Genomic DNA, 25351 nt, shown 5'->3' with positions numbered 1-25351 from the left:
GAAGGGCGTCAGAACTTCGGTTCCGGCGCCTGGGCGTGCACCAGTTCCGCCGCCTCCTCGTCCGTCTCCACCGACGGCGGGGAGCCGATCAGGGGCTGCTGGGCGGTCTCCTTCATGCAGGCGACCGCGATCACGCCGATCAGGGCCGCCGCCATCGCGTAGTACGCGGGCATCAGGTTGGAGCCCGTCCAGCTGATCAGGGCCGTGATCACCAGGGGGGTCGTGCCGCCGAAGATCGACGCGGAGAGGTTGTAGCCGACGGAGAGGGAGCCGTAGCGGACGTTCGTCGGGAACAGGGCCGGCAGGGCCGCCGACATCGTGCCGAGCATGCAGACCAGGGAGAGGCCCAGCAGCAGCATGCCGAGCGTGATCGGGAGGATGCCGTCGATGCGGATCAGGAGGAACGCCGGGAGGGAGAGGAAGAGGAAGCCCAGCATGCCGGTCATGAGCAGGGGCTTGCGGCCGAAGCGGTCCGACAGCTTGCCGACCTGGCTGATGATCGCCATCAGGAACACCATCACCGCCAGCAGGATCAGCAGCCCGTGCGTCTCGCTGTAGCCGAGCTCGTCGGAGAGGTACGTCGGCATGTACGACAGCAGCATGTAGTCGGTGATGTTGTACGCGCCCACCAGGCAGATGCAGAGGATCAGCGTCGGCCAGTACTGCCGGAAGATCTTGGCCAGGTCGCCCTTGGCCGTGGATTCCACGCCGTCCGCCGCCTCGCTCGCGTGCGCCGTGCCGCCCTCCAGCTTCTGGAAGGCCGGGGTCTCGTCCAGGCGCAGTCGCAGGTAGAGGCCGACCAGGCCCAGCGGGCCCGCGACGAGGAACGGGATCCTCCACCCCCAGGCCTCCATCTGCGCGTCGTTCAGGAGGGCGTACAGGGCCGTCACGAGGCCCGCCGCGCCGACGTAGCCGGCCAGGGTGCCGAACTCCAGGAAGCTGCCGAAGAAGCCGCGGCGCTTGTCGGGGGCGTACTCCGCGATGAACGTCGACGCACCGCCGTACTCACCGCCCGTCGAGAAGCCCTGGAGCATCCGGAAGAAGATCAGCAGGACTGCGGCCCAGACGCCGATCGTCTCGTGCGAGGGGATCAGGCCGATGGCGAACGTGCCGACCGCCATCAGGATCATCGTCAGCGCGAGGACCTTCTTGCGGCCGACCTTGTCACCCATCGGGCCGAAGAACATGCCGCCGAGCGGCCGTACGAGGAAGGCCACCGCGAACGTCGCGAAGGAGGAGAGGAGCTGGGTGGTCTCGTTCCCGGACGGGAAGAAGACGTGCCCGATCGTCACGGCCAGGTAGGAGTAGATGCCGAAGTCGAACCACTCCATGGCGTTGCCCAGCGAGGCCGCCTTGACCGCGCGCTTCACCGCCGCGTCGTCCGTGACGGTGATGTCCGTACGGCGCAGCTTCGGGTTCTTGCGCTTGCGGACCGCCCGGAAGAGCGTGGGGTGGCGTTTGACCGCTTGGGGGTCGGCCGCCTGGTGGGGGTCGGGGGCCGCCATGGCCGGGTCCTTTCCTCGGAGGGTGTTCCAGGAAAGGCTTCTGCGCGGTCGTGGCGGTCGCAAACCGACTTCATGGTCCGATGCGATGTCCCTCACATGTTCTCGACATCGTTTCGGGGCAGGCGTAGGGGCTGCGCGTGGTCCGCCGCCGTGCGGGAGGGCGTCCGGGCCGCCTCGCCCCGGATGGCCCATCCGGGGCGAGACTGAGCCGGGAGGGGCCGGGTCAGATGCCCAGGTCCCTGATGATCTTGGCCACGTGGCCGGTGGCCTTGACGTTGTAGAAGGCGTGCTCGACCTTGCCGTCCTCGTCGACGACGACGGTGGAGCGGATGACGCCCGTCACCACTTTGCCGTAGAGCTTCTTCTCGCCGAAGGCGCCGTACGCCTCCAGGGTCTCCTTCGACGGGTCGCCGACCAGGGTGACCTTGAGGTTCTCCTGCTCGCGGAACTTCGCGAGCTTCTCCGGCTTGTCGGGGGAGACGCCGATGACGTCGTATCCGGCGCCCGCGAGGAGGTCGAGGTTGTCCGTGAAGTCGCAGGCCTGCTTGGTGCAACCGGGGGTAAGAGCAGCCGGGTAGAAGTAGACGATGACCTTGCGGCCCTTGTGGTCCGCGAGCGAGACCTCGTTGCCGTCGGCGTCGGGAAGGGTGAAGGCGGGAGCGGGGTCGCCGGGCTTGAGTCGCTCGCTCATGTGGTTCTCCTCGGGTGGTGCACGGGTCGGACGGGACCGAGCGTAATAGGGGTGCCGCCGGGTGCGTGGGGGTTCGAGCTGACAGACTGTCGACGAAGGTTCAGAGAAGGTTTACCGGAGACACGACCACGGAGGCGGCGCAGTGTCGGATGCCAGGACCCCTGCGCAGATCGAGGCGGACATCATCAGCAGGCGTGAGCAGCTCGCTGTGGTGCTCGACGAGATCGGGGTGCGGGTACACCCGAAGACGATCATCGGCGACGCGAAGGCCAAGGCGGCCCAGACGGTGGACCGCACGGCCGGCCGCGCGTTCGTCACGGTGAATCGCTCGGTGTCACAGGTGAAGGCGCAGTTCGTCGCGGTGGACGGCTCGCCGCGGCTGGAGCGGGTGATTCCCGCCGCGCTGCTGGTGGTGGGTGTGGTGGGGCTGATCACGCTCTCCAAGCGCCGCGGGTGACGGATCCGTCGCCCCGGGAGGCGCACGGCCCCCTCGGGCGTGTGCGCCGGTGCGGTGACGGTAGGTTGCGGGCGTGAGCGAGAAGACTCAGGGCAACCCCCATGATGACGACAAGCTGCCCATCCGCATGCTGCACGACCGTGTCCTGGTGCGGAACGACACCGCCGAGGGCGAGCGGCGTTCCGGCGGCGGCATCCTGATCCCGGCGACGGCCGCGGTGGGCCGCCGGCTCGCCTGGGGCGCGGTCGTCGCGGTCGGCCAGAACGTGCGGACGGTGGAGCCCGGGGACCGGGTGCTGTACGACCCCGAGGACCGTGCCGAGGTGGAGGTGCGGGGTGTGGCGTACGTGCTGATGCGCGAGCGCGATCTGCACGCGGTGGCGGCGGACCGGTTCGAGGGGTCGGTGGACTCGACCGGGCTGTATCTGTAGGACGTACGGCGGAGGGCCTGGTGACCATGGTCACCAGGCCCTCCGGCCATTCCTTGCTACGGTGGAAACACCCCGACGAGACGCGCCGTACCGGGCAGGCAAAGACGACGCATCCGTGTTCGTTCGCGTGCTGACGTGCTCGCGTGTTGTCGTCGGAGGTTCTGTCGTGGCCTGGGTTCTGTTGATCGTCGCCGGTCTGCTCGAAGTGGGCTGGTCGATCGGGATGAAGTACACCGAGGGGTTCACCCGGCTCTGGCCGAGTGTGTTCACCGGCCTCGGGATCGTGGCGAGCATGGTGTTGCTGTCCCATGCCGCGAAGACGCTGCCGATCGGTACGGCGTACGGGGTCTGGGTCGGCATCGGCGCGGCCGGTGCGGCGATCCTCGGCATGGTCGTGCTGAACGAGCCGGTGACCGCCGCCCGGATCTTCTTCGTCTGTCTGCTGCTGGTGGCCGTGGTCGGCCTGAAGGCGACCTCCGGGCACTGAGGGGTGCCCGGAGGGGCGGCTTCACTCGCCCTGTTCGCGGGCGCCGCGGACCCCTTCGATGAGGCCGCCGCCGAGGGCTCCCGTATCGCCGTCGCTGTCGCCGTTGTCTCCGTCGGTGCCGCCCTCCGTGCCGGTGCCGGTTCCGCCGTCGCCGGTCTCCCCGGTCGCTCCGCCGCCGTCCGTCCCTCCCGTCGCGTCGCCGGTGGTGCCCGTTCCGCCGTCGCCGTTGCCCGGCGGGGCGGGGGTGGTGGGGGCCGAGGGGGTGGTGGTGTCGGCCGGGGCGCTGGGGGAGGTGCTGGAGGAGCCGGTGTCGTCCGGGGTGTCCGGGCCGTCGATGGTGTCGGTCCCGTCCTCGCCCGGCTCCTGGGGTTCGTCGGAGCCGGGGGCCGTCCGGAGGTCGAACTCCTGGGCGGGGGAGGAGCGCAGGGCCGCTTCGGTGTAGGCGGCCCAGGTCTCGGCGGGGGCGCCGCCGCCGTTGACGCGGTCCAGGCCGAGGGCTCCGTAGAGCGGGGTCTGGGTGCCGGAGTCGGGGTCCTGGCCCATCACGGCGACGACGGTCGCGAGGTCGGGGGTGTACCCGGCGAACCAGGCGGCCTTGTCCTCCTCGGCGGTGCCCGTCTTGCCGACGGCGGGGCGGCCCGCTGCCTGGGCGGCGGAGCCGGTGCCGCCCTCGACGACGGAGCGGAGGAGGGCGGTGGTGGTGTCGGCGGCCTCGCGGGTGACGGCCTGTTCGGTCTTCCGGTCGGGCAGCTCGATCTCGGTGCCGTCCTTGGTGACCTTGTCGACGAGGGTGTACGGGCCGTGCCGGCCGTGGTTGGCGAGCGTCGCGTACGCCTCGGTGAGGTCCAGGACGCTGGCGGTGGCGGGGCCGAGCGCGATGGAGGGGGAGGCGTTGAGGTCGGGGGTGTTCTTCGGGATGCCGAGGGCGACGGCGGTGTCGCGCACCTTCTCGGGGCCGACGTCCTGGGCCATCTGCGCGTAGACGGCGTTGACGGACTTGTCGGTGGCGGTGCGGACGGTGATCTGCCCGTAGTCGACGTCGTCCTCGTTGGCGGGGTCGTATCCGGTGGAGCCCTGGGGGCCCTGGACGGTGCGCTTGTTGGTGCCGTCGTAGTACGTCTCCGGGGTGATGCGCCGGCCGTCCTGGGTGGTGGAGCCGCCCGCGATGGCGGCGGTGAAGACGAACGGCTTGAAGGTGGAGCCGACCTGGTAGTCGCGGCGGGTGGCGTTGTTGACGTACTGCTGGGTGTAGTCGACGCCTCCGTACATCGCGACGACCTCGCCGGTCTCGGGGACGATGGAGGCGCCGCCGACGCGTACGTTCTTGTCCGGCTCGCGGTCGGCGCTGCGCTTCTTCATCACGTTGTTCCTGACCGCCGCGACGAAGGCGTCCTGCTTCTTCTTGTCGAGGGTGGTGGTGATGCGGTGGCCGCCGGTGGCGAGGGTCTTCTCGTCGATGATCCCGTTGCCGGTGAGGTACTGCTCGACCGCCTGCACCAGGTAGCCGCGCTGGCCGGAGAGGCCGGTGGAGGGCTTGGCCTCGCCGGGGACGGGGAACTCGGTCGTGGAGCGTTCGCCGGAGTCGAGCCAGCCCTCCTTGACCATGCCGTCCAGGACGTAGTTCCAGCGGCTCAGGGCGGCGGGCTTGCTGTCGGGGTGGGCGACGACGTCGTACGCGCTGGGGGCGTTCAGCAGGGAGGCGAGGTAGGCGGCCTCGGCGGTGGTGAGGTCCTCGACGTTCTTGCCGTAGTAGGCCTGGGCGGCGGCCTGGATGCCGTAGGCGTTGCGCCCGAAGTAGCTGGTGTTGAGGTAGCCCTCGAAGATCTGGTCCTTGCTCTGCTCGCGGTTGAGCTTGATCGCGATGAAGAACTCCTTGGCCTTGCGGACGACGGTCCGTTCCTGGCCGAGGTAGTAGTTCTTGACGTACTGCTGGGTGATGGTGGAGCCGCCCTGCTTGCCCTTGCCGGTGACGGTGTTCCAGCCGGCCCGGAACATGGCCCGCACGTCGACGGCGGGCTGGTTGTAGAAGTCGCGGTCCTCGGCGGCGAGTACGGCCCGCTGGACGTTGGAGGGCACCTGGGAGAGCTTGACCTTCTCCCGGTTGACCTCGCCGTCGCGGGCCAGGACGGTGCCGTCCTTGTAGAAGTAGACGTTGGACTGCGCGTCGGCGCCGGCGTTGGCGGCCGGGATGTCGACGAGCTGGTATCCGGCGAAGAACCCGCCGACGAGCAGGAGACCGGCCACCAGGACCGACCCGAGGACCATCCGCCAGGTCGGGAAGAGGCGGCGCCAGCCGGTCCGCTTGGGGCGCTTCGTGCGCCCCTTATTCCCCGGTGCCTTGCCCTGCGCTCCTTGTGCGCCCTCGTCGTCCCCGGGGCTCGCGGAGGCGGCTGAGGGGTCCCGGGGGGCCCAGGTCTGGTGCTCGTCGCTCATGTCGGTGCGGGCTCCTCGGGTGCGGTCGGTGCTCCCATAGTGCCCGTTTCGCCGTGAAACCCTCGTATCATCCTCCGATCTCCCCCGTTCTCCCGCCTCCGCGCCCCTCGAAAAGCCGTCGCGGTGGCCTCCGTCCGTGCACTAAGGTCGGGCGCTTTGGTGTCCGGATCCGGAAGCGGGAGTTCCCCGACCGGCCGGCGGCGGGGGAGAGGGGACGGCGTGCGGCTGTACGCAGTGGTGGCGGCGGGCGGGTTCCGGCGCTACGCCACGTACCGGACGGCGACGGCCGCGGGGGTGTTCACCAACACCGTCTTCGGCTTCATCCTGGCGTACACCTACATCGCCCTGTGGGACGCGAGACCGCAGCTCGGCGGGTACGACATGGCCCAGGCGCTGGCGTACGTCTGGATCGGGCAGGGCCTGCTGGCGGCCTGCGCCATGATGGGCGGCGGCTTCGAGGACGAGCTGATGGAGCGGATCCGTACCGGGGACATCGCCGTGGACCTGTACCGCCCGGCCGACCTCCAGCTGTGGTGGCTGGCGGGGGACCTGGGCCGGGCGGCGTTCCAGCTGATCGGGCGCGGGGTGGTACCGATGCTCGCGGGGGCGCTCGCCTTCGACATCGCGCTCCCCGGCTCGGCGTGGATCTGGCCGGCGTTCCTGCTCTCCGTGCTGCTGGGTGTGGTCGTGAGCTTCGCCGTGCGCTACCTGGTCGCCCTGTCGGCGTTCTGGCTGCTCGACGGTGCGGGCGCGACCCAGATGGCCTGGCTGCTGGGGCTGTTCTTCTCCGGGATGCTGCTGCCGCTCCCGCTCTTCCCCGGGCTGCTGGGCGAGGTGGCCCGGATGCTGCCGTGGTCCTCGCTGCTCCAGATCCCGGCCGATGTGTACCTGGGCAAGCACACGGGGTGGGGGCTGGTGGAGGCGTACGCGTTCCAGGGCGGCTGGGCGGTGGCGCTGCTGCTGGCGGGGCGGCTGCTCCAGTCCGTGGCGACGAGGAGGGTGGTGGTGCAGGGTGGCTGAGACGGTGGCGGTGCGGCCCGGGCCCGAGGGGAGCCGGGAGCCGGGAGGCTCCGCGTACTTCGCGTACGAGGAGCGGCCCCGGGTGCTGGAGGGGCTGCGGGCGTACGGGCTGATCGTGGGGATGTGGGTGCGCTCGACGATGGCGTACCGGGCCTCGTTCGTCATGACGACGTTCGGGAACCTCGCGGCGACGGCGTTCGACTTCCTCACGATCGTGCTGATGTTCACCCACGTCGACGCGCTGGGCGGTTACACGCTCCCGGAGGTCGCCCTGCTGTACGGGGTGTCGGCGACGGCGTTCGGGCTGTGCGACCTGCTGCTGGGGTCGATGGAGCGGCTGGGGCGGCGGGTGCGGGACGGGACGCTGGACACGTTGCTGGTGCGGCCGGTCCCGGTGCTGGCGCAGGTGGCGGCGGACCGGTTCGCGCTGCGCCGGATCGGGCGGATCCTCCAGGGGCTCGCCGTGCTGGTCTACGCGCTGGCCACCCTGGACATCGCGTGGACGCCTCTGAAGGTGGCGATGCTGCCGGTGATGGTGATCAGTGGTGCGGCGGTCTTCGGGGCGGTCTTCGTGGCCGGGGCGGCGTTCCAGTTCGTCGCGCAGGACGCCTCGCAGGTGCAGAGCGCCTTCACGTACGGCGGGGCGACGCTGCTCCAGTACCCGCCGACGATCTTCGCGAAGGACCTGGTGCGCGGAGTGACGTTCGTGGTGCCGCTGGCCTTCGTGAGCTGGTTGCCGACGCTGTACGTGCTGGACCGCGACTATCCGCTGGACCTTCCGCAGTGGGTGGCGTTCCTGGCGCCGGTGGTGGCCGTGGCGGTCGGTGCGCTGGCCGGGCTGGCGTGGCGGGCGGCGCTGCGGACGTACCGGAGTACGGGAAGTTGACGGACGTCGATGGACGTCGACGGACATTGAGGGACGTTGAGGGACGTTGAGGGAAGGCGAGTTGGGCATGCTGGACACATCGGTCGGAGCCGCGGGGGAGGGCACGGGCGTGGGCCACGACGGCTTCATCACCCTCGACGGCGTCGAGAAGGTCTTCCAGGTCCGCCGGAAGGCCGGTCTGCTGCGCCGGGAGCGGCATGAGGTGCGGGCCGTGGACGGCATCAGCTTCCAGGTCGCGCGCGGCGAGATGGTCGGCTACATCGGCCCGAACGGGGCCGGCAAGTCGACGACCATCAAGATGCTGACGGGCATCCTCACCCCGAGCGGCGGCCGGCTGCGGGTGGCGGGCATCGACCCGTCCCGGGAACGTACGCGCCTCGCCCACCGCATCGGTGTGGTCTTCGGCCAGCGGACCACCCTCTGGTGGGACCTGCCGCTGCGCGACTCGTACCGGCTGATGCACCGCATGTACCGCATCCCGGACCGGCGTTACCAGGAGAACCTGGACCGGTGCGTCGAACTCCTCGACCTGGGCGAGCTGTTGGACGTACCCGTACGTCAACTCTCCCTCGGGCAGCGGATGCGGGGCGACATCGCGGCAGCCCTGCTGCATGACCCCGAGGTGCTCTACCTGGACGAGCCGACGATCGGGCTCGATGTGATCTCCAAGGCCAAGGTGCGGCAGTTCCTCAAGGAGTTGAACGCGGAGCGCGGGACGACGGTCCTGCTGACGACGCACGACCTGACCGACATCGAGCAGCTGTGCCGCCGGGTGATGGTGATCGACCACGGCCGTCTGATGTACGACGGTTCGCTCGCCGGTCTCCATGAGGTGGGGGAGAGCGAGCGGATGCTCGTGGTGGACCTGGAGCGCGAACTCCCGGCGATCTCGCTGGAGTCGGAGGGGGCCGGACCGCTGGCGCGGGTGGTCAAGGTGGAGGGACCGCGCCAGTGGCTGGCCTTCCCCGCCTCGGCGTCGGCCGCCCCGCTGGTGGCGCGGATCGCGGCGGAGTACCCGCTGATGGACCTGTCGGTGCGGGAGCCGGACATCGAGGCCGTGATCGCGCGGATGTACGAGGCGGCGGCGCCGTAAGGGGGTCCCGGTGAGCCGACGCGTGCAGGTCATGGGCCTGCACGTCTGTGCCGGGACCGGGTGCGTTCAATAGGGTGCGTGGCATGACAAGTGAACGTCCGGACATGCGTGCCTCCGATGCTGAACGTGAGCGGATCGCCGAGTTGCTGAGGGAGGCCGTGGCCGAGGGCCGGCTGAAGATGGACGAGTTCGAGCAGCGTCTCGAAACGGCCTACACGGCCCGTACGCACGGGGAGTTGGAGCCCCTCGTCCGGGACCTCCCGGCGCCCGGCACGGCGGTGGCCCCGGTGGGCTCATCCGCGCCCGCCCCGCTGCGGGGCTCCGCCGCGAACTGGCCCGCCCGGATCGGCGGTACCGCCACCTCGAAGGGCGGGTTCGCCCTGTGGGGCGGCTTCAACCGGAAGGGCCGCTGGACGGTCGGCCGGAAGTTCACCGCGTTCGCGATGTGGGGCGGCGGCGAGATCGACCTGCGCGAGGCGGACTTCGAGGACCGCGAGGTCGTCATCCGCTGCATCGCGATCATGGGCGGCATCCATGTGACGGCCCCGCCGGAGCTGAACGTGGACGTCCGGGGCGTCGGCATCATGGGCGGTTTCGGCGAGGGCCCGAACGAGGACGGGGAGACCGTGCCGGAGGCCCCGCGCGTACGGATCACGGGTCTGGCGCTGATGGGCGGCGTCGGGGTGGAGCGCAAGCGGACGAAGGCGGAGCGCCGCCGCCTGAAGGAGGCGGAGGAGGCCGAGCGGGCGGTCCGCGAGCGGCAGCGGCTGGACGGCCCGGACCAGGGGCCGGGAGGCGGCGGCCGCAAGGAGCTGGGCTGAGCTATCGGCCCTCGTACGTCACCCTCCCCGACCGCCGCCCCCTCACAGCTCGTCGGGCTCCGGCGTGCCGGCCGCCTGCTCCAGGGACAGCAGGTCGATCCGCTCGCCCAGCGCCCGGTACCCGGCGTCGTTGAAGTGCACGCGGTCGCCGCAGTCGTAGGCCGCCAGGAGCCGGTTCGGGGCGGCCGGGTCGCGGACGACCTCGTCGAAGTCGACGTACGCGTCGAAGACGGTGCCCGTCCGGATCTGCTCGTTGACCGCGAGCCGTACGGCGTTGCGCTCGGGCGTCCAGGTCCGGTAGCCCTCGAACGGGGTCAGGGTCGCGCCGACGACCGTCAGACCGCGGGCCCGTGCCTGGTCGGCGAGGGCGCGCAGCCCGGCCACGATGCGCCCGGCGTCGGTCTCCTGCGGCGCCTGCTGTATGTCGTTGATGCCGATGGCCACGATCACGGTGCGCACCCCGGCGATCGAGAGCGCGTCCCGCTCGAACCGGACGAGGCCGGCCTGCCCGGACGGGCCCTGGATGAGGAGCCGGTTGCCCGCGATGCCCGCGTTGGCGATCCCGTACCGGCCGCCCAGCCGGTCCGCGAGGACGTCGGGCCAGCGGGTGTTGGCGTCGGTGGTGGAGCCGCTGCCCGCGGTGAGGGAGTCCCCGAGGGTGACGATGGTGCCGGGTGCGGACTCGTTGCGGACGTCCACGGCGGTCAGATAGCGCCAGCTGGTGGTGGACCAGGTGCCGCGGCTGTCGGCCAGGTAGGACGTCTGGTGGCTGTTCGGGTGGTAGGTGACCGGGCCGCCCGGGCGCGGGGTGCGGAAGCCGACCTCCAGGTCGGAGTCGGGCGCGACCGGCACGACGACCGGGTCGCTGACGACCCGTCCGCCCGGCGCGATGGTGACGGAGGCGGCGCCGTCGAAGGTCACCGGGCGGGTGTTGACGGTGGCCCGGTCGACGCGGAGCGGGACGGTGCCGAAGAGGTTGGAGAGCGTGATGCGGGCGGCGTCCCCGCCGACGCTGGTGTGCACGACGTTACGGATGGTGCTGCCGGGGAAGCCGTTGTCGGTGTTCGGCTCCGGGCCGACGGGCGCCGTGGTCCAGGTGGCGACCCAGTTCCCGCCGATGTTGGCGGGCGCGACGGGGTTGCGGGCCGCGGCGTGCGTCTCGGCGGGAGGCGGCGGGGCCTGGTGGCGGCCGGAGAGGAGCGTCGTGCCGAAGACGGTTGCTGCGGCGAGTACGGCGGTGCCCGCCAGTAGGGCGATGAGCAGGGCGTACCCCTGGCGCCTGGGCATGTGCGGTGATTCTCCTTGTGATGATCGTGCTGGTCCCATGATGCGACAGGCCGCGGGGAACTCGACGTGCGGCCCGGGAGTAGGGGAAGTAGGGACAATGCGTACGTCGCGGGGGCGAGGCGTACGCCTACGGGTGGAACGGGTGGAGCGCAAGGAACGGACCGGTTCCGGTTCCGGAGAGCAGGACGTGGTGCAGCAGCCAGGACAGGACCCGGACCTCGGGGCGAGCGGGACGGAAACGCCGACGGGGGCCGGAAGGCCGACCGGGGCCCGTAAGGAGCTGGGCCCTGGGGCGGCGGACGCGCCCGGTGCCGGTGCCGGGAACGGCGCCGCGCCCGGGCCCGGCCCGCTGGCCTCGTTCGCGTACACGGCGGCCGACGAGGAGAAACAGCGCGGCGTACGGCGCATGAAGCTCACGGCCACCGGCCTCCTTCTGCTCGTCGCGCTGGTCTACGTCCTGGCCACCTGGGCGGAACACTCAGGGGTGAAGGGCTGGCCGGGCTACGTCGCGGCGGCTGCCGAGGCGGGGATGGTGGGCGCTCTGGCGGACTGGTTCGCCGTGACGGCGCTCTTCCGGCGCCCGCTCGGCCTGCCCATCCCCCACACGGCCATCATCCCCACCAAGAAGGATCAGCTAGGACAGTCCCTCGGTTCCTTCGTTGGCGAAAACTTTCTCTCCGGAGACGTCATTCGTGACCGAATTCACGCTCTGGGGGTCGGCCGGAGGGTCGGCGCGTGGCTTTCGGAGCCCGCCCATGCCGACCGGGTGACCGCCGAGTTGGCGACGGCGCTGCGCGGCGCGCTGACGGTGCTGCGGGATTCCGACGTCCAGGCGGTGGTCGGCGAGGCCATCACCCGGCGGGCGAACGCGGCGGAGGTCGGCCCCGGTCTCGGCAAGATGCTGGAGCGGGTCGTGGAGGACGGCGGCCACCGCAAGGTCGTCGACCTCGTCTGCGTACGGGCGCACGACTGGCTGGTGGAGCACGGCGACTCGGTGATGGACGCGGTGCAGGGCGGGGCGCCGGGCTGGACGCCGCGCTTCGTGGACAAGCGGGTGGGCGAGCGGGTCTACAAGGAACTGCTGCGGTTCGTCACGGAGATGCGGGACATGCCGGGCCACCCGGCGCGCGGCTCCATCGACACGTTCCTCACCGACTTCGCGGCCGACCTCCAGAGCGACGCCGACACCCGGGCCCGGGTGGAGCGGCTGAAGTCGGAGATCCTGGGCCGCGGCGAGGTGCAGGACGTCATCGCCTCGGCCTGGTCCTCCGTCCGTACGATGATCCTCGCGGCGGCCGAGGACGAGCGCAGCGAACTCCGTCTGCGGGCCCGGGCGTCCCTGATGTCGCTGGGCGCCAGGCTGGCGGGCGACGAGCGGCTCCAGGGCAAGCTGGACGGCTGGCTGGAGGACGCGGCGGTGTACGTGGTCACGACGTACCGGGCCGAGATCACCTCGCTGATCAGCGAGACCGTGGCGAGCTGGGACGCGGACCAGACGTCGAAGAAGATCGAGGCGCACATCGGCCGTGACCTGCAGTTCATCCGCATCAACGGCACGGTGGTCGGTGCGCTGGCGGGCCTGGCGATCCACACGGTGTCGCGGGCGCTGGGCGGCTGAGCGGCTTTATGGATCCTGCGGGTTCCGGGTGCGTACCCGTCCTGTCGTACGGGTACGCACCCGGCATACACGGGGGAGTTGCCCGGTAGTACGGGCGCGGCGCGGCGGGTGTTCAACGCGGCGCGGACTTCTTTCGGGCCCGGGGGGAGAGAAGAGGGCCTACGCGCGGCGGGTGACGGCCCAGGAGGCGGCGGCCACGCCACCGGCGACGGCGAAGACGGCGGGCCAGGCGCCGACCTTCTTGGCGAGCGGGTGCGACCCGGCGAAGGCGGCGACGTACGCGACGGTCAGCGCGGTGGCCGCACGCGGTCCGGCCTGACGGTTCCACTCGTACGCGGCGAGGGACCCGGCGGCGGCGAGCGCGACCCCGCCGAGCGGACGCTTCCCGGTCCACCGGGCGACGCCGTACCCCCCGACGAGCCCGCTCGCCGCCACCGCCGCTGCCGGAACCTTCGCCATCGCCGCCACCATCGCCTTCGTGTCCGTGTACGTGTCTGCGTACGCGTGTACGTGTGTACGTGTGTACGTACGTGTCCCTGCCGAGGCTAACCTCTGGTCCGGCCGCGCCGACGGGCGGCCGCCGACCGCGTACGAAGGGGCAGCACATGGCAACGGACACGGTGACGGTCGAGGTCACGGGCGACGCGGGCGCCCCGCCCGTACGCCTGCGCTGCACCGACAGCGGCGGTGACGGCCCGCCGCTGCTCCTGCTGCACGGCCTGGCCGGCCACAGCGGCGAATGGGACGCGCTGGCGGCCCGGTTCACGCCCACCCACCGGGTGGTCGCGTTCGACGCGCGGGGCAGCGGCGCCAGCACGCGGCGCCCCGGGGACGTCTCCCGGGCGGCCCACGTACGGGACGTGGTCCAGGTCGCCCACGATCTCCGCCTCCCCGCCGGCCGACTGGTCCTGGTGGGCCAGTCCATGGGCGGGATCACCGCGCTGCTCGCGGCGGCGACCCATCCGGAGCTGGTGCGCGCCCTGGTCCTGGTCGAGGCGGGCCCGGACGGCCCGAGCCCCTCGCTGCCGGAGACCATCGGCGCCTGGCTGGACTCGTGGCCGGTCCCGTTCCCGGACGCGGAGGCGGCGACGGCGTTCTTCGGCGGGGGAGCGGCGGGCCGCGCCTGGGCGGACGGCCTGGCCCCGGGCCCCGGGGGCCTGCATCCGCGGGTGGACCGGGACGTCATGGTCGCCACGGTCCAGGAGAACGCCCACCGCGACTTCTGGGACGCGTGGGACGAGGTGCGCTGCCCGGTGCTGGTGGTGCGGGCCGGAAAGGGGATGCTGAAGCAGCAGGAGGCGGACCGGATGGCCGAGCGCCGCCCGGGGACGCGGATCGCCCTGGTCCCGGAGGCCGGGCACGACGTCCACCTGGACGACCCGGGGGCGGTGTTCGGGGAGGTGGCGGCGTTCCTGGCGGAGGTGGACCGGGCGGACCGGGCGGGCCGGGCGGACCCGGAGGCGGCGGTATAAGGTCTGGACCCATCACACGAGGGGGGCCTCATGCCTGTACGTACAACTGCCCGCAGCGGCATACGCAGAGCCACGAACGCCACCGCAACAGGATTCCGTGCAACGGCAGTTGCGATCCTCGCGGCGGCCGCGCTGGTCTCCTGCACCCAGGGGCAGACCGACGGCGGCCTCCGCGCGGACCCCTCCGCCCCGTCCGCCACGGCGTCGCCGTCGGCCGACCGGGCGGAGAACGCCGACCGGGCGGAGAACGCCGACCAGGTGGAGAACGCCGACTCCGTGGAGAACGCCGACCAGGCCGAGCAGGCGGCCGGCGAGGCCACGGAGGAGCCGACCGCACCCGCCGAACCGGCCCCCGAGCTCGTACGCGACGCCTTCGCGACGCTCCAGGCCACCCTGGGCGAGACCTGTACGCCGGGCGCGGGGGACTGCGCCTACTTCCTCGGCCGGGTCACCCAGGAACTCACGGAGCTGGACGAGGCGATGCGGGCGGACCCGAAGGGACCCGGCCACTTCAAGCAGCCGCTGGCGGACATGAAGGTCCTGTTCGGCAAGGTGGGCAAGGACCGGTCGACGCCGCACCTGGAGAAGTTCTTCACCGAGATCGTCTCCACCCGCGACGGCATCAACACCTGGATGCAGGACCACCCGGACGACTACCGCTGAGGCGGTACCCGAGGGGTTCGCCCCCGGGGAGTCACCCCAGCGAGGCCCGCCGCTCCTCGATCAGGCGCCGGTAAGCGGGATACCACGGCTCGGTCTCGGCCCGGGCGATGACGCGGCGGCCCTCGACGCGCTTGCGGTGGGATCGGTAGAGGTCGTAGACGAACCACAGGCACAGTGCCGGCAGGACGATGCGCAGCCATGTCAGCGGCAGGAAGGCGACGGCCAGGCCGAGGACGACACAGACGACGGCCCCGGTCACGGCGACGGCACGGCCGGCGATCCGGCCCATGGCGGCGTCGTCCTCCTCCGGTTCGTCCGCATCCTCGCCGCGGCGGCTCCCGCCCTCCGGCTTCATCGTGCTGTCCGGCACCTCTGAGCTGTCCGGCCCCACCGCGCCGTCCGGCTTCACCGCGCCGTCGGCTCCGCCGCCACCTCCGGCTCCGTCGCCCCGGTCGTCCTCCTCGTCGTCGTCACGGAAGACGATGACCGCCTCGGTCAGAGCCTTGGCGCGCAGCAGCAGGTGAAGGCCCGGAATCAGGACCGCGGCCAGGGCCACGGCCCGGCCGACGCCCTCGGCCGACAGCCAGATTCCGGCCGCCGCGGCCACCGAGGCCAGGAAGTAGGCCCAGGCAGGGAGGATGCGCTGGAGGGCGCGGGTCCGTTCGGCTTCGAGGAGTTCGGCCAAGCGGCTCCGGTCCGGGAGAACGCCGTCGGGGGGCGGGAAGGGGTTGCTCATGGAGGTTCTCCTCAGGTGGTCGTGCGACAAGGATGGGGCGGGGAGACGCCGGAGGGAAAACGACTGAGCGCACGCACGGTCCGGGAAGGACCGTGCGGGCGCCTGGACCCGGGCCGGCCGAGGGTGTCGGCCGGCCCGGGGGATGGGTGTCGGTCACGCCGGACTGTCGGTCAGTCCGACGCGCGTGCGTTCCCGTTCACGGAAGCTGTCTCAGCGGTTGCCGTGGGACGGGTGGATGGTGATCAGCGGGGTCCAGTACGTGATGCCCCACTTCTTCCCCTTCCAGATACCGAACCTGATGGCCACGCCCCAGCCCCGCGCCTTGCGCGCGGCGTCGATGACCTTCCCCAGCGTCTTCGCCCCCATGCCCACTGCCTGGAGCGCGAGGCCGAGGGCCTTGCCCACGGGGTGCGGGATGAAGCCGACGAACTTGCCGAGGGTCTTGGCGACGCTGCCACCGCCCTTGAGCGCCTTGGCCAGCTTCTTGGCCTGGGAGTCACGCAGGTAGTACGACCAGACCTTGCTCCAGCCACGGCCGTCGAGGTCCACCATGGTGATGGGGTCGGCGGGGTAGCCGTAGTAGTTCGGCGATCCGGCCGGGACCGGGTCGACGGACAGGAACCGGCCCGTGGCCGGGTTGTAGACCCGCTGGCCCATCAGGGTCAGACCGGTCAGGGTCTCGCTGGAGCGCTGGTTGCCGCCGAGCCAGCCGTAGCGGGCCGAGGGCTGGCCGTCGCGGGCGTTTCCGTACTCGTCGCTGTCCAGCACCTGCGGGGCGTCCTCCGGGTCCAGCGGGAGCTGGAGGGCGACGTCACCGTGGATGTTGGTCAGCTGGAGGACGACGCCGCCCTGGGCCGCGGTGGTGGCCGCGAGCAGGCCGCTGGCCGATTCGACGTTACGGGTCAGCGCGCCGGTGGCCACGTCCTCCACGATCCAGCGCGGGTTGTCGCTCTGTCCGTCGTAGTGGTTGAGCTTCTGCTGCTCCTGCGTCCACGCGCCGTCGATCTGGGTCTCGGTCGTCCAGCCGCGGAAGCGGTGGGTGGCGTCGAGGGTCCACGTCTGGCGGTTGGCGCCCGTCGTCTGACGCTGCACCAGGTCGTTGGCGAAGTAGCCGAGCGTGCTGCCCGGCAGGGCGGTGGTGCGGCCGAAGGCGTCGTAGGTGTAACCGGCGTCGATCAGACGGTCGCCGGTGTCGTACGTGTACGTCTTGCCGGTGCCACCGCTGGTCGGGCAGTCGGCGTCGGCGGCGCCTTCGGCCGTGGTCAGCCCGGTGCGGTTGCTGCGCTTGTCGAAGGTGTACGAACGGGTCGTGCAGACATCGCCGACGGTGTCGTTCACCCGGGTCAGGCGTCCGGCACGGTCGTAGGAGTAGTCCTGTGCGGACCAGCCGGAGGCGCTGAGTGCCTGCCCGTGCGCCGACCGGTTCACGATGTCGGAGTAGACCACCATGCCGTCGCTGTCGCGCGTGTAGACCCGCTCCAGGCCGGAGCCGGTGGAGTCCTCGCGGACCTTCACCGTGTAGCCACCGGGAAGCTTCTCGGAGGCCACGCCCGCGTCGGCGTCGTAGGTGGTGGAGAAGGTGCCGGCGACCGAGTCGGTGGTGCTGGTGACCAGGCCACGCGGCTCGGCGTCGTGGTCGTAGGCGTACGTCACCGTCGACGGCGCGGAGTCGGAGGCCTTGACCGGACGGTTCAGCAGGTCGTACGCGAACGTGGTGGTGCCACCGTCGGCGTCCGTGTACGAGATGAGCCTGCCGAGCTTGTCGTACTGCTGGGTGATGGTGCCGCCGGTCGGCGAGCTGGTCTTCGTCACGTTGCCGGTGTGCGGGTCGTACTCGAAGGTACGGTCCGGAACCGCCGCGCCCACGCCGCCGGTGGTCTTCACCGAGGTCGGGCGGCCGGCGTTGTCGAACTCGGTGAGGGTGGTGCGGGTCACGCCGTTGGCGGTCTCGGAGATCTTGAAGATCTCACCCCACCAGTTGTACTCGACCGTACGGCCGGGCAGCTCGGCGGGGTTGGTGCCGCCGCCGGTGGTGGCGGCCGCCGGGCCGCTGTAGCACGGCAGGTCGGCCCACTCCGGGCGGCCTGCGCACGCACCGGTGCCGGTGGCGGACCAGTACCTGGTCACGAAGGTGGCCGCGTCGGAACCGTTGGAACCGGGACGGACCGACTTGGTGACGCGGCCCTGCGCGTCGGTCTCGGCCGAGCTGGTGATCGCCAGTCCGGACGGGTCCTGGATCGTCTTGGTGGACAGGCCCTTGACCCAGTCGTAGACCGTCTGCGTCTCCCGCGCGTCGGCGTTCAGCGTCGGGGCCACCAGCAGCTGGGCGCCCTTGGTGGCCTTGGTGACCTGGTTCTCGATGGTCGCGGTGCCGTCGGTCGGACGCCCCGCGTCGTACTCGTTGACCGTCCAGCCGCGGGCGACGACGGAGGTGCCCTTGGTCGCCACGGTGGTGCTGCCCGACTTCAGGTCCTCGGCCAGCGAGATGCGGTGCAGCGGGCCGAGCTCCTGGAGCTCACGAGTGCCCTTGGTGTCGAAGACCGACCGGCTGGAGAGCAGCTCCGCACGGTCGGCCGTGGCCAGTCCGTTGATGCCGAGGTCGGCCAGCAGGGCCTTGTCGGCGTCGGTGACGCCCAGAGCCAGAGCGCGGTTGTTCGCGGTCAGATCCCGGACGACGTTGCCGTGGTGGTCGTACTCCGTGGTGGAGATGTGCCCGCCGGGCTCGGCGGAGTTGACCTCGCGGCCCGACGCGTCGGTGTACGTGATCCGGGCGCGCTCGTAGGCCGCCGCGGAAAGCGCCGAACCGGCGTGGCCGGCCGGGACCGCGTCCGCGGGGAAGACGGCGGTGGCGTCGGTCGGGGCGCCGGTCTGGCCCCAGGCCTTCACGTCCGCCGCACCCATCTTGTACGGGGCGGTGGTGCCGCTCAGCGGCACGTCGTAGACGACGCTGGTGGAGGCGGTGCCTTCCTCGACATCGGCCGTGCCCTGCTTGATGCCCTTGCGGGTGGCCTTCAGCAGCATGCCCTCACCGGCGGTGGCGGCGTTGCCCGCCTTGCCGTAGGTGAAGTCCCAGGGGATCTCGGACTGCGCGTGGTACCACGTGATGCGGCCCGCGGAGTCGTACGAGTACTGGGTCTGCATGCCCTGGTTCAGGTGCGGGTTCCACGCCTGGCGCAGCTTGCCGCTCGCGTCGTAGCGGTACGTCGCGATCGCCTGGGAGGTGGCTTCCGCGGCGCCGCCCCAGGTGGACCAGAGGCGGATCTCCTTGACCTGGCCGGTGAAGTCGCCGAAGTCGGCGCCGGTCGAGTGGCCGGTGGCCGTGGTGGAGGTCGCGTACACGAACTCCAGGGCGCGGCAGCCCTTGGTGGCGGGTGCCGTGGTGCAGGTCTCCGCGGAGACCGCGGACGTGGGCGCGATGATCCGCTTGGGGCGGGCCAGCTTCTTGCCGTCCACCGTCACGGCTTCGGAGACGACCGTGGTGGTGGCGTGCTCCAGGCCGCCCTTGGTGGCACTGGTCATCGGCCAGTTCAGGCCGGCCGCGTCGGCCTTGGCGAAGGTGACGGTGGCGCCGTCGTCCTCCTTCAGCGTGAACGAGCCGGTCAGGGAGCCGGTGAGCTGCAGCTCCTCGGAGCCCGGTTCGGGCTTCCAGCCGTTGCCGGAGGTGGCGGTGAAGCCGGTCTCCTCGCCCGTGTTGTCGACGACGGCGACCGAGGTGGCCGAGGTCTTCTTGACGTAGGACCACCGGGTCTCGGTCAGTTCGGCGACGGTGCCGGAGGTCCACTCCTTGCCGAAGATCGGGGCCTGGCCGTCCTGCAGCGCGCCCGCTCCGGGGCGGCGGGAGGAGGCGGAACGCGTCACCGACATGTCGAACGCGGAGGCGTCGGTCTCGGTGAGGGTGAAGTCACCGGTCAGCTGGTTGAGCGTGCCCGGGCCGACGGAGGTCAGCGGCGCGTCACCGGCGACGCGGTCGACGGTGATCGTGTGGTGCGGGGAGTAGGTGTATCCCGAGCCGCTGGTGAAGCCGGACCGCACGTCGATCGCGCCGTCGGCGGCGAAGGTGTCGGTGATGTTCCAGGTGAGGCGTACCGGCTTGCCCGCAGGTGCGGAGGCCGGCCAGCCGGAGAGGGCGGAGCCGTCGGACGCCTTGCGGACGTCCGCGGCGGGGACGTCCTTCCAGGTGTCCGTCTCACCACGGCGGTACTGGTAGACGACGCCGGTGTGGTTCTCCCTGCCCTCGGCGGACAGGTCCACGCGGCGGGCCGGGCGCTCGCCCTCGCCCGGGGCGAGCAGCGCGGCGCCGCCACCCGCGGAGAAGGTGTAGGCGGTCTCGGCGGAGGTGTTGCCCGCCGCGTCACGGGTGCGCACCTTCAGGGTGTGCTCACCGGCGCCGAAGGTCAGCGAGCGGGTGACGGCCGCGGTGGTGGCGACCGTGGTCCAGGCGCCGCCGTCCAGCGAGTACTGGATGTCCTTCACGTCGCTGGAGGGCGGGGTGAAGGTGAAGCCGCCGGTGAAGTTGCCGTTGCCGTCCGGGGTGCCGGACCACTGGCCCGCCGGGAAGTCCGTCGAGGTGATCTTCGACGTGGCCGGGGCGGTGGTGTCCACCGTGAAGGTCTGCCAGGCCGACCAGCTGCCGTTCCACGCCGAACCGTCGTAGGTGGCGGCACGCCACTTGTACTGGCCCGGTGCCAGGGCGGTGGCTGGCGTCCAGGGGGCGTTGGCACCCGAGGAGACGTATGCGGAGGTGCCGGTCTGCAGGGCCGTGGTGCCGTTCGGCGTCCAGATCTCGTACGAGAGCCGGACGGTGTTGCCGTCGGCGTCGCTGGCCTTGCCCGTCAGGGTCGGCTTGGTGTTACTGGTCGAGGCGCCGGTCAGCGGTGAGACCGGGGACGCGAGGCCGGGCTTGGTGTTGTACGTGACCGACAGGTACGGCGTGTTCGACGCGGCGTTGCCGGAGTTGAACCGCTTCCAGCCGTACGGGTCGGACTCGTCGGTGGCCCGGATGCCGAGGGAGTTGGTGCCGTTGCCGTTGGCGGCCCAGGCGCCGGCGAGCGAGGTGATGTTCTGGCTCACCCAGCCGTCGTTGCAGGCGGACGAGAAGCCCTTGGTCGACGTGGTGGACGCCCACTTCTTGTTCCAGCTCGGCTGGTTGGTCCAGCGGGTGGCGGTGGACGGGGAGCTGGTGTCCCAGACCTCCCAGCCCTTGGCCGTGCAGGACCACGAGTGGTGGTTCCACAGGTTCAGCTTGGCGTCGAGGATCTGCTTGCCCGTCATCTTCGCCATGGGGAAGCTGAGGAAGGAGCGCGCGATCTGGCCCGAGCCGTTGTTGCCGAGCTTCAGCTCGGTCTGCGCCGACACGTCCGTCGTGAAGCCCTGCTGGACGAAGGTGTCGAAGCCGACGCCGATACTGACGGCCGGGTCGATGGTGACCGGGAACTTCGTCTCGGGGTCGGCCAGGAACGCGGCGTCCGGAGTCAGCGTCAGGTCGATCTCGTCGCCGTTCTGCGTGACCTTCAGACCCACATCGGCGATGTTCTTGTGATCGCCGGACTTCGGGTCGACGGCGGCGTCCCACATGATGGGCGCGGGCAGGACGCCCACCTGCTTGCCCGTGCGGGCATCCAGGAAGGTGATCGAACGGTCGTCGTTGGCACGGGCCTTGACGCCCTTGGCGTCCAGGGTGAGCGTGACCGAGCCGTTGGCCGCGATGGCGCTGCGGTCCTTGAGCTCCAGGTACTGCTCGAAGCCGGTACGGGTCGACTCGACGATCAGGTCGGTGCGGGTGAGCGCGTCGACGTAGCGTGCGGTCGTGCCCTCGATCGTGGGCGCGGGCAGCGCGCCGCGCCACCCGATGGTGATCTGCTTGTCGTCCTCGCCGATCGAGACCAGCGGGGTGGACGGCGTCTTCCGTGCGCCGGGAGCGCCGGCCGCCTTGATCTTGGCGGCCTTGGCGGTGGGCGTGCGGTCGGCCAGCTTCAGGTCCAGCGGGTGCGACTTGGCGTGCACCCCCTGGCTGGACCGGACGAGGTCCACGTCGATGGACTGCCAGGCGCCCGACTCGTCCTGGAAGCGGATCGGACCGCTGGCGGCTTCGACGGTCGTGCTGCCGTCGGCGTTGGCGAAGGTCGACGTGTTCTCGGTGCGCTCGGAGAGCGCCTCGACGCGGTGGCCCGACAGCCGGGCCGCGACCTGGGCGGAGGCCAGATCCTTGGCGGATTTGGCATAGGTGACGGACTTCTGGGGTGCGGCCGGGGCCTCCTCCCGAGGCAGCGCCACGGCCTGACCGGTGGCCGCGACGACCACCGCGGCCTCCAGTGCCATGAGCGTGGCCATCCCGATGGCCACGCGCGACAGAGTCCTGTCTCTGCCGGACGCGACTCGGCGCAGAGCAAGGGATATCGGCAGGGCCCCGGGTCTCGCCCGGCCCCCCGTACGACGGTTCATGTGAATGCCTCCTGGCCTGCAAGATCATTCGTCTCGCGGCCTGTGCATCCTCACACCGCCTGCCGGAAGAGGGGTGGCTCGGAAGTGAGCGCCGTGCGGCTCGAATGATCACTCTCCGCTAGGAGATTGACCATTAGTCAAAAATCATTTGAGGCTTTTACGACTGCAAGACTCTCACTCAAAGTGATGACATCGCAGTCAATGTGGACCGGATGCATGGAGTGTGTTTATTCGGTGGTGATATTCGATCGTTATGGAAGGCCGGAGAAAGCTCAGGTTTTCCTCAAGCGCCGTCGGGTGATCACGCGTGGGCCGGCGCTACCAGGATCCCCACGGCGACTCAGGCCGAGTCCGGTGTCGACCTGCTGGATGCCCTGGAGTGTTCATCGAGCAGCAGGACGCGATGGGTGCCCCACTCTTCGGAGCGGGGCACCCATCGCGCGTGCGTGTCAGACGGTCGGCGAGCCGGAGAAGTTGTAGCTGATGCGCCCCTTGCCGTCGTTCTTCCAGTCGATCTGCATGACGCTGTCGCCGAGGTAGCGGCTACCGGCGGCAGGCTTGTGCTTCACGGTCGGGCTCGTGTAGCTCGTGTTGCCGTAGGCGTCGAGGTTGTTCAGCTTGCTGCCCAGGCCGGTCCCGTACGCGTACTTGGACACGGGGTCGGTCCCGGAAACGGAGCGCTTGACCTGGATCAGTGCGCGTGCGTCGTTGACGGCGGACTGGCCGGCGTAGTTCCAGGGGCCGTCGACGGACACGTACGCCTTGGCGTAGATGTAGCCCCCTTCGCGCTTGGCGCAGGTCTTGACGGTGAAGTTGAAGTTGTCGTTGATCGTGTTGCCGGGGTGGTCGATGGACTTGGTCGACGTGGTGCAGCGGTAGCTGGCAGCGGACGCGGTGCCGGTGCCGACGACCGTGACCCCCGCGACCAGTGCCGCCGTCGCGGCGGTAGCGATCAGGCTGCGCGCCATTCTCATCAGCTCTCCTTGAGGTCGTGTTCAGTGGGATCATCACGCTCAATGCGGTGTGCGGGGGCTCTCGGGCCCGAGGTGCAGAGGCACTTGGGGCGGCTCACGACTCAGCGCGTGCGCGAGGCAGCTGCGCGAGGACGATGTCCACCCCGTGCCTGAACATGGCAATCGCAACGCTCGACCATCCGGATCGCCCCCTGGATGCAATGATCGTGCGGCCACCCTACGCAACACCCCTTTGCAGTCCGCAACCGGGTTACGTAGACCGCGCATCGGCGACATGCGGGGCAAGGAGTGGCCGACGACTCGGCCGCCCCCGGTGCGTCAGGCCCCCACCCCGGCGCGGCGGGCACCGCCCACCACGACGAGTGCCAGGAGCGTCAGTCCGGCTCCGGTCCACAGCACGCTCGTGGTGCCGATGCCGTCGACGGCGAACCCGCCGAAGAGGGCCCCGAGCGCGATGGACAGGTTGAAGGCGGAGACGTACAGCGAGGTGGCCGCTTCGGTGGCGTCCGGTGCCGCGTCGAGGATCCAGGTCTGGAAGGTGACCGGCGCGGCGCCGTAACCGAGCCCCCACAGAACGAGAAGGGCGCCCGCGGAGAGGGCACCGGTGTCGACGACCGCGAGCAGGACCATGCCCGAGGTGAGGACCACGGAGATCCCCATGACGCAGTGCCGGAGCCGCCGGGCGACGAGGGCTCCGGCGATGAAGTTGCCGCAGATGCCCGCGATTCCGAACGTCAGCAGCAGCACGCCGATCGAGCGGTCGCCGATCCCGTCGCCCTGGAGGACCGGCCGGACGAACGTGTAGGCCAGGAAGTGGCCGGTGATGACCAGGAAGGTGAGGGCGATCCCGATCCGGACACCCGCGTTCCGCACGAAAACCCTCGGCAAGGCCGAGAACGTGAGGGATTGCCCGGCCGGGATCCTCGGCATGAGGAAGAGCATGCAGACCAGGGAGACCAGGCCGAGAACGCCCACGGCGCCGAACGCCGTGCGCCAGCCGCTGAGATCGCCGAGGAACGTTCCGGTGGGCACGCCCAGGACGGACGCGGTCTCCACCCCGCCGAAGATGACGGCGGTGGCCCGGGCGACATGCCTGGCCGGCACCAGCCGCAGGGCGATGCCGCCTGCGATGGACCAGAAGCCGCCGACGCTGACCCCGATCAGGAACCGCGCGACGAGCACGACGGTGAAGCTGGTGGCGAAGGCGGAGGCCAGATTGGCCGCGCCCATCAGGCCGATCAGGACCACCAGGACGATGCGGCGGTCGATGCGCCCGGTGGCCACGGTGACCACGGGCGCGGAGACGGCGGCGACCAGGCCGGGCACCGTCACCATCAGCCCCGCGGTGCCCTCGGAGACGTCGAGGGCGGTACCGACGGGGGTGAGCAGGCCCACGGGCAGCAGCTCGGAGGTCATCAGGGAGAAGATGCCCAGGGTCACCGCCATGACGGCGAGCCAGCCCTTGACGGGGGAGCGGCCGGGGGCGGCGGCGGGCACCCCGGTCTCGACGGTGGTCACGGTGTGGTCAGCCCTTCATCAGGAAAACGGTCGGTCCACGGGCATGGGTCGGGCGGCGGCCGGACAGGACGGCCACCGCCCACGGAGGATCCGGCGGCCGGCTACTCGGTGCCGGGCGTCTTGCGCGTGGTGACGTTCATCCGGTTCCACGCGTTGGTGGTGAAGATGAGCGCGATGAGCTGAGCGAGCTCCTTCTCCTCGAAATGCCGAGCGGCCTCCTCGTACACCGCGTCCGACACCCCCTCGGGCAGGACGGTGACGGCGTCGGTCAGAGCCAGCGCGGCCCGTTCCTTCCCGGTGAACAGACTCGACTCCTCCCATGCGGCCAGCTGGTGGATCCGCTCCTCCGACTCCCCGGCCCTGCGGGCGTCGGAGACGTGGTAATCGATGCAGTACGCACAGCGGTTGACCTGCGAGGCGCGGATCTGCACCAGCTCCAGCAGGACAGGGTCGAGCCCTTCGCGGGCGACGGCGTCGAGGGCGAGGACGGCCTTGAACACCTTGGGGGAGACGGCGGAGAAGTTCATGCGCTGAGGCACCTGGAACGTGGTCATGCAAGGACCGTAGGCACGGAAGCGACCCGGGGTGGGGTGCATTTGTACGGGAGAAACGTGGGTCAATCGGCGGGCCTGCCGACCGTGCCCTGACCGGCCGGTGCCGCTCATGACGGTCCCCCTCGCGGCGCGGCCGGCCGTCCCACCCGTGCGGCGGCTGACCGAACGTCAGCTCCCGCACGGCGGGACCGACTTAATCCAAGCCGAAAGAAAAGTCGTGTCAGGATTCTTGACCGTGACCGATGCGGCGGGCAAGGTTCCGGGA

At 70.8% G+C, this 25351-nt stretch carries 20 protein-coding genes and 1 riboswitch; of the genes, 10 read left to right on the top strand and 10 right to left on the bottom strand.

The window, feature by feature from the left end:
• Positions 1–8: 8 nt before the first annotated feature.
• Positions 9–1505 carry a glycine betaine/L-proline transporter ProP gene (gene proP, locus IF17_RS0119595; protein ID WP_030567709.1) on the bottom strand — a complete coding sequence of 499 codons (1497 nt, stop codon included), beginning with the start codon at positions 1503–1505 and terminating at the stop codon, positions 9–11.
• Positions 1506–1728: 223 nt separating this feature from the next.
• Positions 1729–2196 (bottom strand): thioredoxin-dependent thiol peroxidase, encoded by a 468-nt coding sequence (bcp, locus tag IF17_RS0119590; protein WP_015608808.1) that lies wholly within the window; start codon positions 2194–2196, stop codon positions 1729–1731.
• A gap of 142 nt (positions 2197–2338) precedes the next feature.
• Here bcp and IF17_RS0119585 point away from each other — a divergent pair, with 142 nt between their 5' ends.
• The 3 genes from IF17_RS0119585 (at position 2339) to IF17_RS0119575 (ending at position 3570) form a co-directional block, all read left to right on the top strand.
• Positions 2339–2653: a DUF3618 domain-containing protein gene (locus tag IF17_RS0119585; protein ID WP_030567707.1), complete on the top strand. Its 315-nt coding sequence runs from the start codon at positions 2339–2341 to the stop codon at positions 2651–2653.
• 73 nt (positions 2654–2726) lie between these two features.
• Positions 2727–3083, top strand: coding sequence for a GroES family chaperonin (locus tag IF17_RS0119580; RefSeq protein ID WP_030567706.1), 357 nt, complete (start codon positions 2727–2729; stop codon positions 3081–3083).
• 50 nt (positions 3084–3133) lie between these two features.
• Positions 3134–3197, top strand: a riboswitch (guanidine-III (ykkC-III) riboswitch).
• Between the two features lie 52 nt (positions 3198–3249).
• The gene (locus IF17_RS0119575) at positions 3250–3570 is read left to right on the top strand and encodes a DMT family transporter (RefSeq protein WP_018512395.1); all 321 of its coding nucleotides are present in this window, start codon (positions 3250–3252) and stop codon (positions 3568–3570) included.
• A gap of 21 nt (positions 3571–3591) precedes the next feature.
• Here the strand turns inward: IF17_RS0119575 and IF17_RS0119570 are convergent, their stop codons facing one another.
• Positions 3592–6003 (bottom strand): transglycosylase domain-containing protein, encoded by a 2412-nt coding sequence (locus IF17_RS0119570; RefSeq protein ID WP_030567704.1) that lies wholly within the window; start codon positions 6001–6003, stop codon positions 3592–3594.
• A gap of 219 nt (positions 6004–6222) precedes the next feature.
• Here IF17_RS0119570 and IF17_RS0119565 point away from each other — a divergent pair, with 219 nt between their 5' ends.
• From IF17_RS0119565 to IF17_RS0119550, 4 genes are all read left to right on the top strand, one after another.
• Entirely contained in the window at positions 6223–7023 is an 801-nt protein-coding gene (locus IF17_RS0119565) for an ABC transporter permease (protein WP_030567702.1), read from the top strand.
• Positions 7016–7909, top strand: a complete 894-nt coding sequence (locus IF17_RS0119560) for an ABC transporter permease (RefSeq protein ID WP_030567700.1) — start codon at positions 7016–7018, stop codon at positions 7907–7909. The genes IF17_RS0119565 and IF17_RS0119560 overlap by 8 nt, the downstream gene beginning before the upstream one ends.
• 67 nt (positions 7910–7976) lie before the next feature.
• Positions 7977–9002, top strand: a complete 1026-nt coding sequence (locus IF17_RS0119555) for an ABC transporter ATP-binding protein (protein WP_030567698.1) — start codon at positions 7977–7979, stop codon at positions 9000–9002.
• Positions 9003–9106: 104 nt separating this feature from the next.
• Positions 9107–9823, top strand: coding sequence for a DUF1707 SHOCT-like domain-containing protein (locus tag IF17_RS0119550; protein WP_030567696.1), 717 nt, complete (start codon positions 9107–9109; stop codon positions 9821–9823).
• Positions 9824–9865: 42 nt separating this feature from the next.
• Here the strand turns inward: IF17_RS0119550 and IF17_RS0119545 are convergent, their stop codons facing one another.
• Complete coding sequence (locus IF17_RS0119545; protein WP_030567694.1) at positions 9866–11110, bottom strand: SGNH/GDSL hydrolase family protein; 1245 nt, start codon at positions 11108–11110, stop codon at positions 9866–9868.
• Positions 11111–11207: 97 nt separating this feature from the next.
• On the opposite strand from IF17_RS0119545, the gene IF17_RS0119540 reads away from it, so the two are divergent.
• A complete protein-coding gene (locus tag IF17_RS0119540; RefSeq protein WP_030567692.1) occupies positions 11208–12728 on the top strand; it encodes a DUF445 domain-containing protein in 1521 nt (506 codons plus the stop codon).
• 159 nt (positions 12729–12887) lie between these two features.
• On the opposite strand, the gene IF17_RS0119535 is transcribed toward IF17_RS0119540, so the two are convergent.
• The gene (locus IF17_RS0119535; RefSeq protein ID WP_030567690.1) at positions 12888–13187 is read right to left on the bottom strand and encodes a hypothetical protein; all 300 of its coding nucleotides are present in this window, start codon (positions 13185–13187) and stop codon (positions 12888–12890) included.
• Positions 13188–13333: 146 nt separating this feature from the next.
• Between IF17_RS0119535 and IF17_RS0119530 the strand changes: the two genes are divergently transcribed.
• Together IF17_RS0119530 and IF17_RS0119525 are read left to right on the top strand one after the other, a co-directional pair.
• Positions 13334–14200, top strand: coding sequence for an alpha/beta fold hydrolase (locus IF17_RS0119530; RefSeq protein ID WP_030567688.1), 867 nt, complete (start codon positions 13334–13336; stop codon positions 14198–14200).
• Positions 14201–14230: 30 nt separating this feature from the next.
• Complete coding sequence (locus IF17_RS0119525) at positions 14231–14863, top strand: hypothetical protein (RefSeq protein ID WP_030567687.1); 633 nt, start codon at positions 14231–14233, stop codon at positions 14861–14863.
• A 31-nt stretch (positions 14864–14894) separates the two neighbouring features.
• Here IF17_RS0119525 and IF17_RS0119520 read toward each other — a convergent pair whose 3' ends face one another.
• From IF17_RS0119520 to IF17_RS0119500, 5 genes are all read right to left on the bottom strand, one after another.
• A complete protein-coding gene (locus IF17_RS0119520) occupies positions 14895–15599 on the bottom strand; it encodes a hypothetical protein (protein ID WP_030567685.1) in 705 nt (234 codons plus the stop codon).
• Between the two features lie 210 nt (positions 15600–15809).
• A complete protein-coding gene (locus IF17_RS0119515; RefSeq protein ID WP_051884076.1) occupies positions 15810–21941 on the bottom strand; it encodes a DNRLRE domain-containing protein in 6132 nt (2043 codons plus the stop codon).
• Between the two features lie 548 nt (positions 21942–22489).
• The gene (locus IF17_RS0119510; protein ID WP_032772247.1) at positions 22490–23008 is read right to left on the bottom strand and encodes a hypothetical protein; all 519 of its coding nucleotides are present in this window, start codon (positions 23006–23008) and stop codon (positions 22490–22492) included.
• Positions 23009–23332: 324 nt separating this feature from the next.
• Complete coding sequence (locus tag IF17_RS0119505) at positions 23333–24532, bottom strand: MFS transporter (protein ID WP_030567679.1); 1200 nt, start codon at positions 24530–24532, stop codon at positions 23333–23335.
• 101 nt (positions 24533–24633) lie between these two features.
• Positions 24634–25086 (bottom strand): carboxymuconolactone decarboxylase family protein, encoded by a 453-nt coding sequence (locus tag IF17_RS0119500; protein WP_030567677.1) that lies wholly within the window; start codon positions 25084–25086, stop codon positions 24634–24636.
• Positions 25087–25351 lie beyond the last annotated feature (265 nt).

Origin of the sequence: Streptomyces cyaneofuscatus, from assembly GCF_000718135.1 — a bacterium.
GTDB classification, from domain to species: Bacteria; Actinomycetota; Actinomycetes; order Streptomycetales; family Streptomycetaceae; genus Streptomyces; species Streptomyces cyaneofuscatus.
The sequence above is the reverse complement of the archived record's forward strand: the minus strand, read 5'-3'. Positions and strand labels throughout refer to the sequence as shown.

Bases quoted from the DNA above. Each gene is read 5' to 3' on its own strand.
- IF17_RS0119510 (WP_032772247.1), bottom strand. From the start codon at position 23,008: ATGGCGCGCAGCCTGATCGCTACCGCCGCGACGGCGGCACTGGTCGCG.
- IF17_RS0119525 (WP_030567687.1), top strand. From the start codon at position 14,231: ATGCCTGTACGTACAACTGCCCGCAGCGGCATACGCAGAGCCACGAAC.
- IF17_RS0119530 (WP_030567688.1), top strand. From the start codon at position 13,334: ATGGCAACGGACACGGTGACGGTCGAGGTCACGGGCGACGCGGGCGCC.
- IF17_RS0119555 (WP_030567698.1), top strand. From the start codon at position 7,977: ATGCTGGACACATCGGTCGGAGCCGCGGGGGAGGGCACGGGCGTGGGC.
- IF17_RS0119550 (WP_030567696.1), top strand. From the start codon at position 9,107: ATGCGTGCCTCCGATGCTGAACGTGAGCGGATCGCCGAGTTGCTGAGG.
- IF17_RS0119500 (WP_030567677.1), bottom strand. From the start codon at position 25,086: ATGACCACGTTCCAGGTGCCTCAGCGCATGAACTTCTCCGCCGTCTCC.
- IF17_RS0119540 (WP_030567692.1), top strand. From the start codon at position 11,208: ATGCGTACGTCGCGGGGGCGAGGCGTACGCCTACGGGTGGAACGGGTG.
- IF17_RS0119570 (WP_030567704.1), bottom strand. From the start codon at position 6,003: ATGAGCGACGAGCACCAGACCTGGGCCCCCCGGGACCCCTCAGCCGCC.
- IF17_RS0119535 (WP_030567690.1), bottom strand. From the start codon at position 13,187: ATGGCGAAGGTTCCGGCAGCGGCGGTGGCGGCGAGCGGGCTCGTCGGG.
- bcp (WP_015608808.1), bottom strand. From the start codon at position 2,196: ATGAGCGAGCGACTCAAGCCCGGCGACCCCGCTCCCGCCTTCACCCTT.
- IF17_RS0119545 (WP_030567694.1), bottom strand. From the start codon at position 11,110: ATGCCCAGGCGCCAGGGGTACGCCCTGCTCATCGCCCTACTGGCGGGC.
- proP (WP_030567709.1), bottom strand. From the start codon at position 1,505: ATGGCGGCCCCCGACCCCCACCAGGCGGCCGACCCCCAAGCGGTCAAA.
- IF17_RS0119520 (WP_030567685.1), bottom strand. From the start codon at position 15,599: ATGAGCAACCCCTTCCCGCCCCCCGACGGCGTTCTCCCGGACCGGAGC.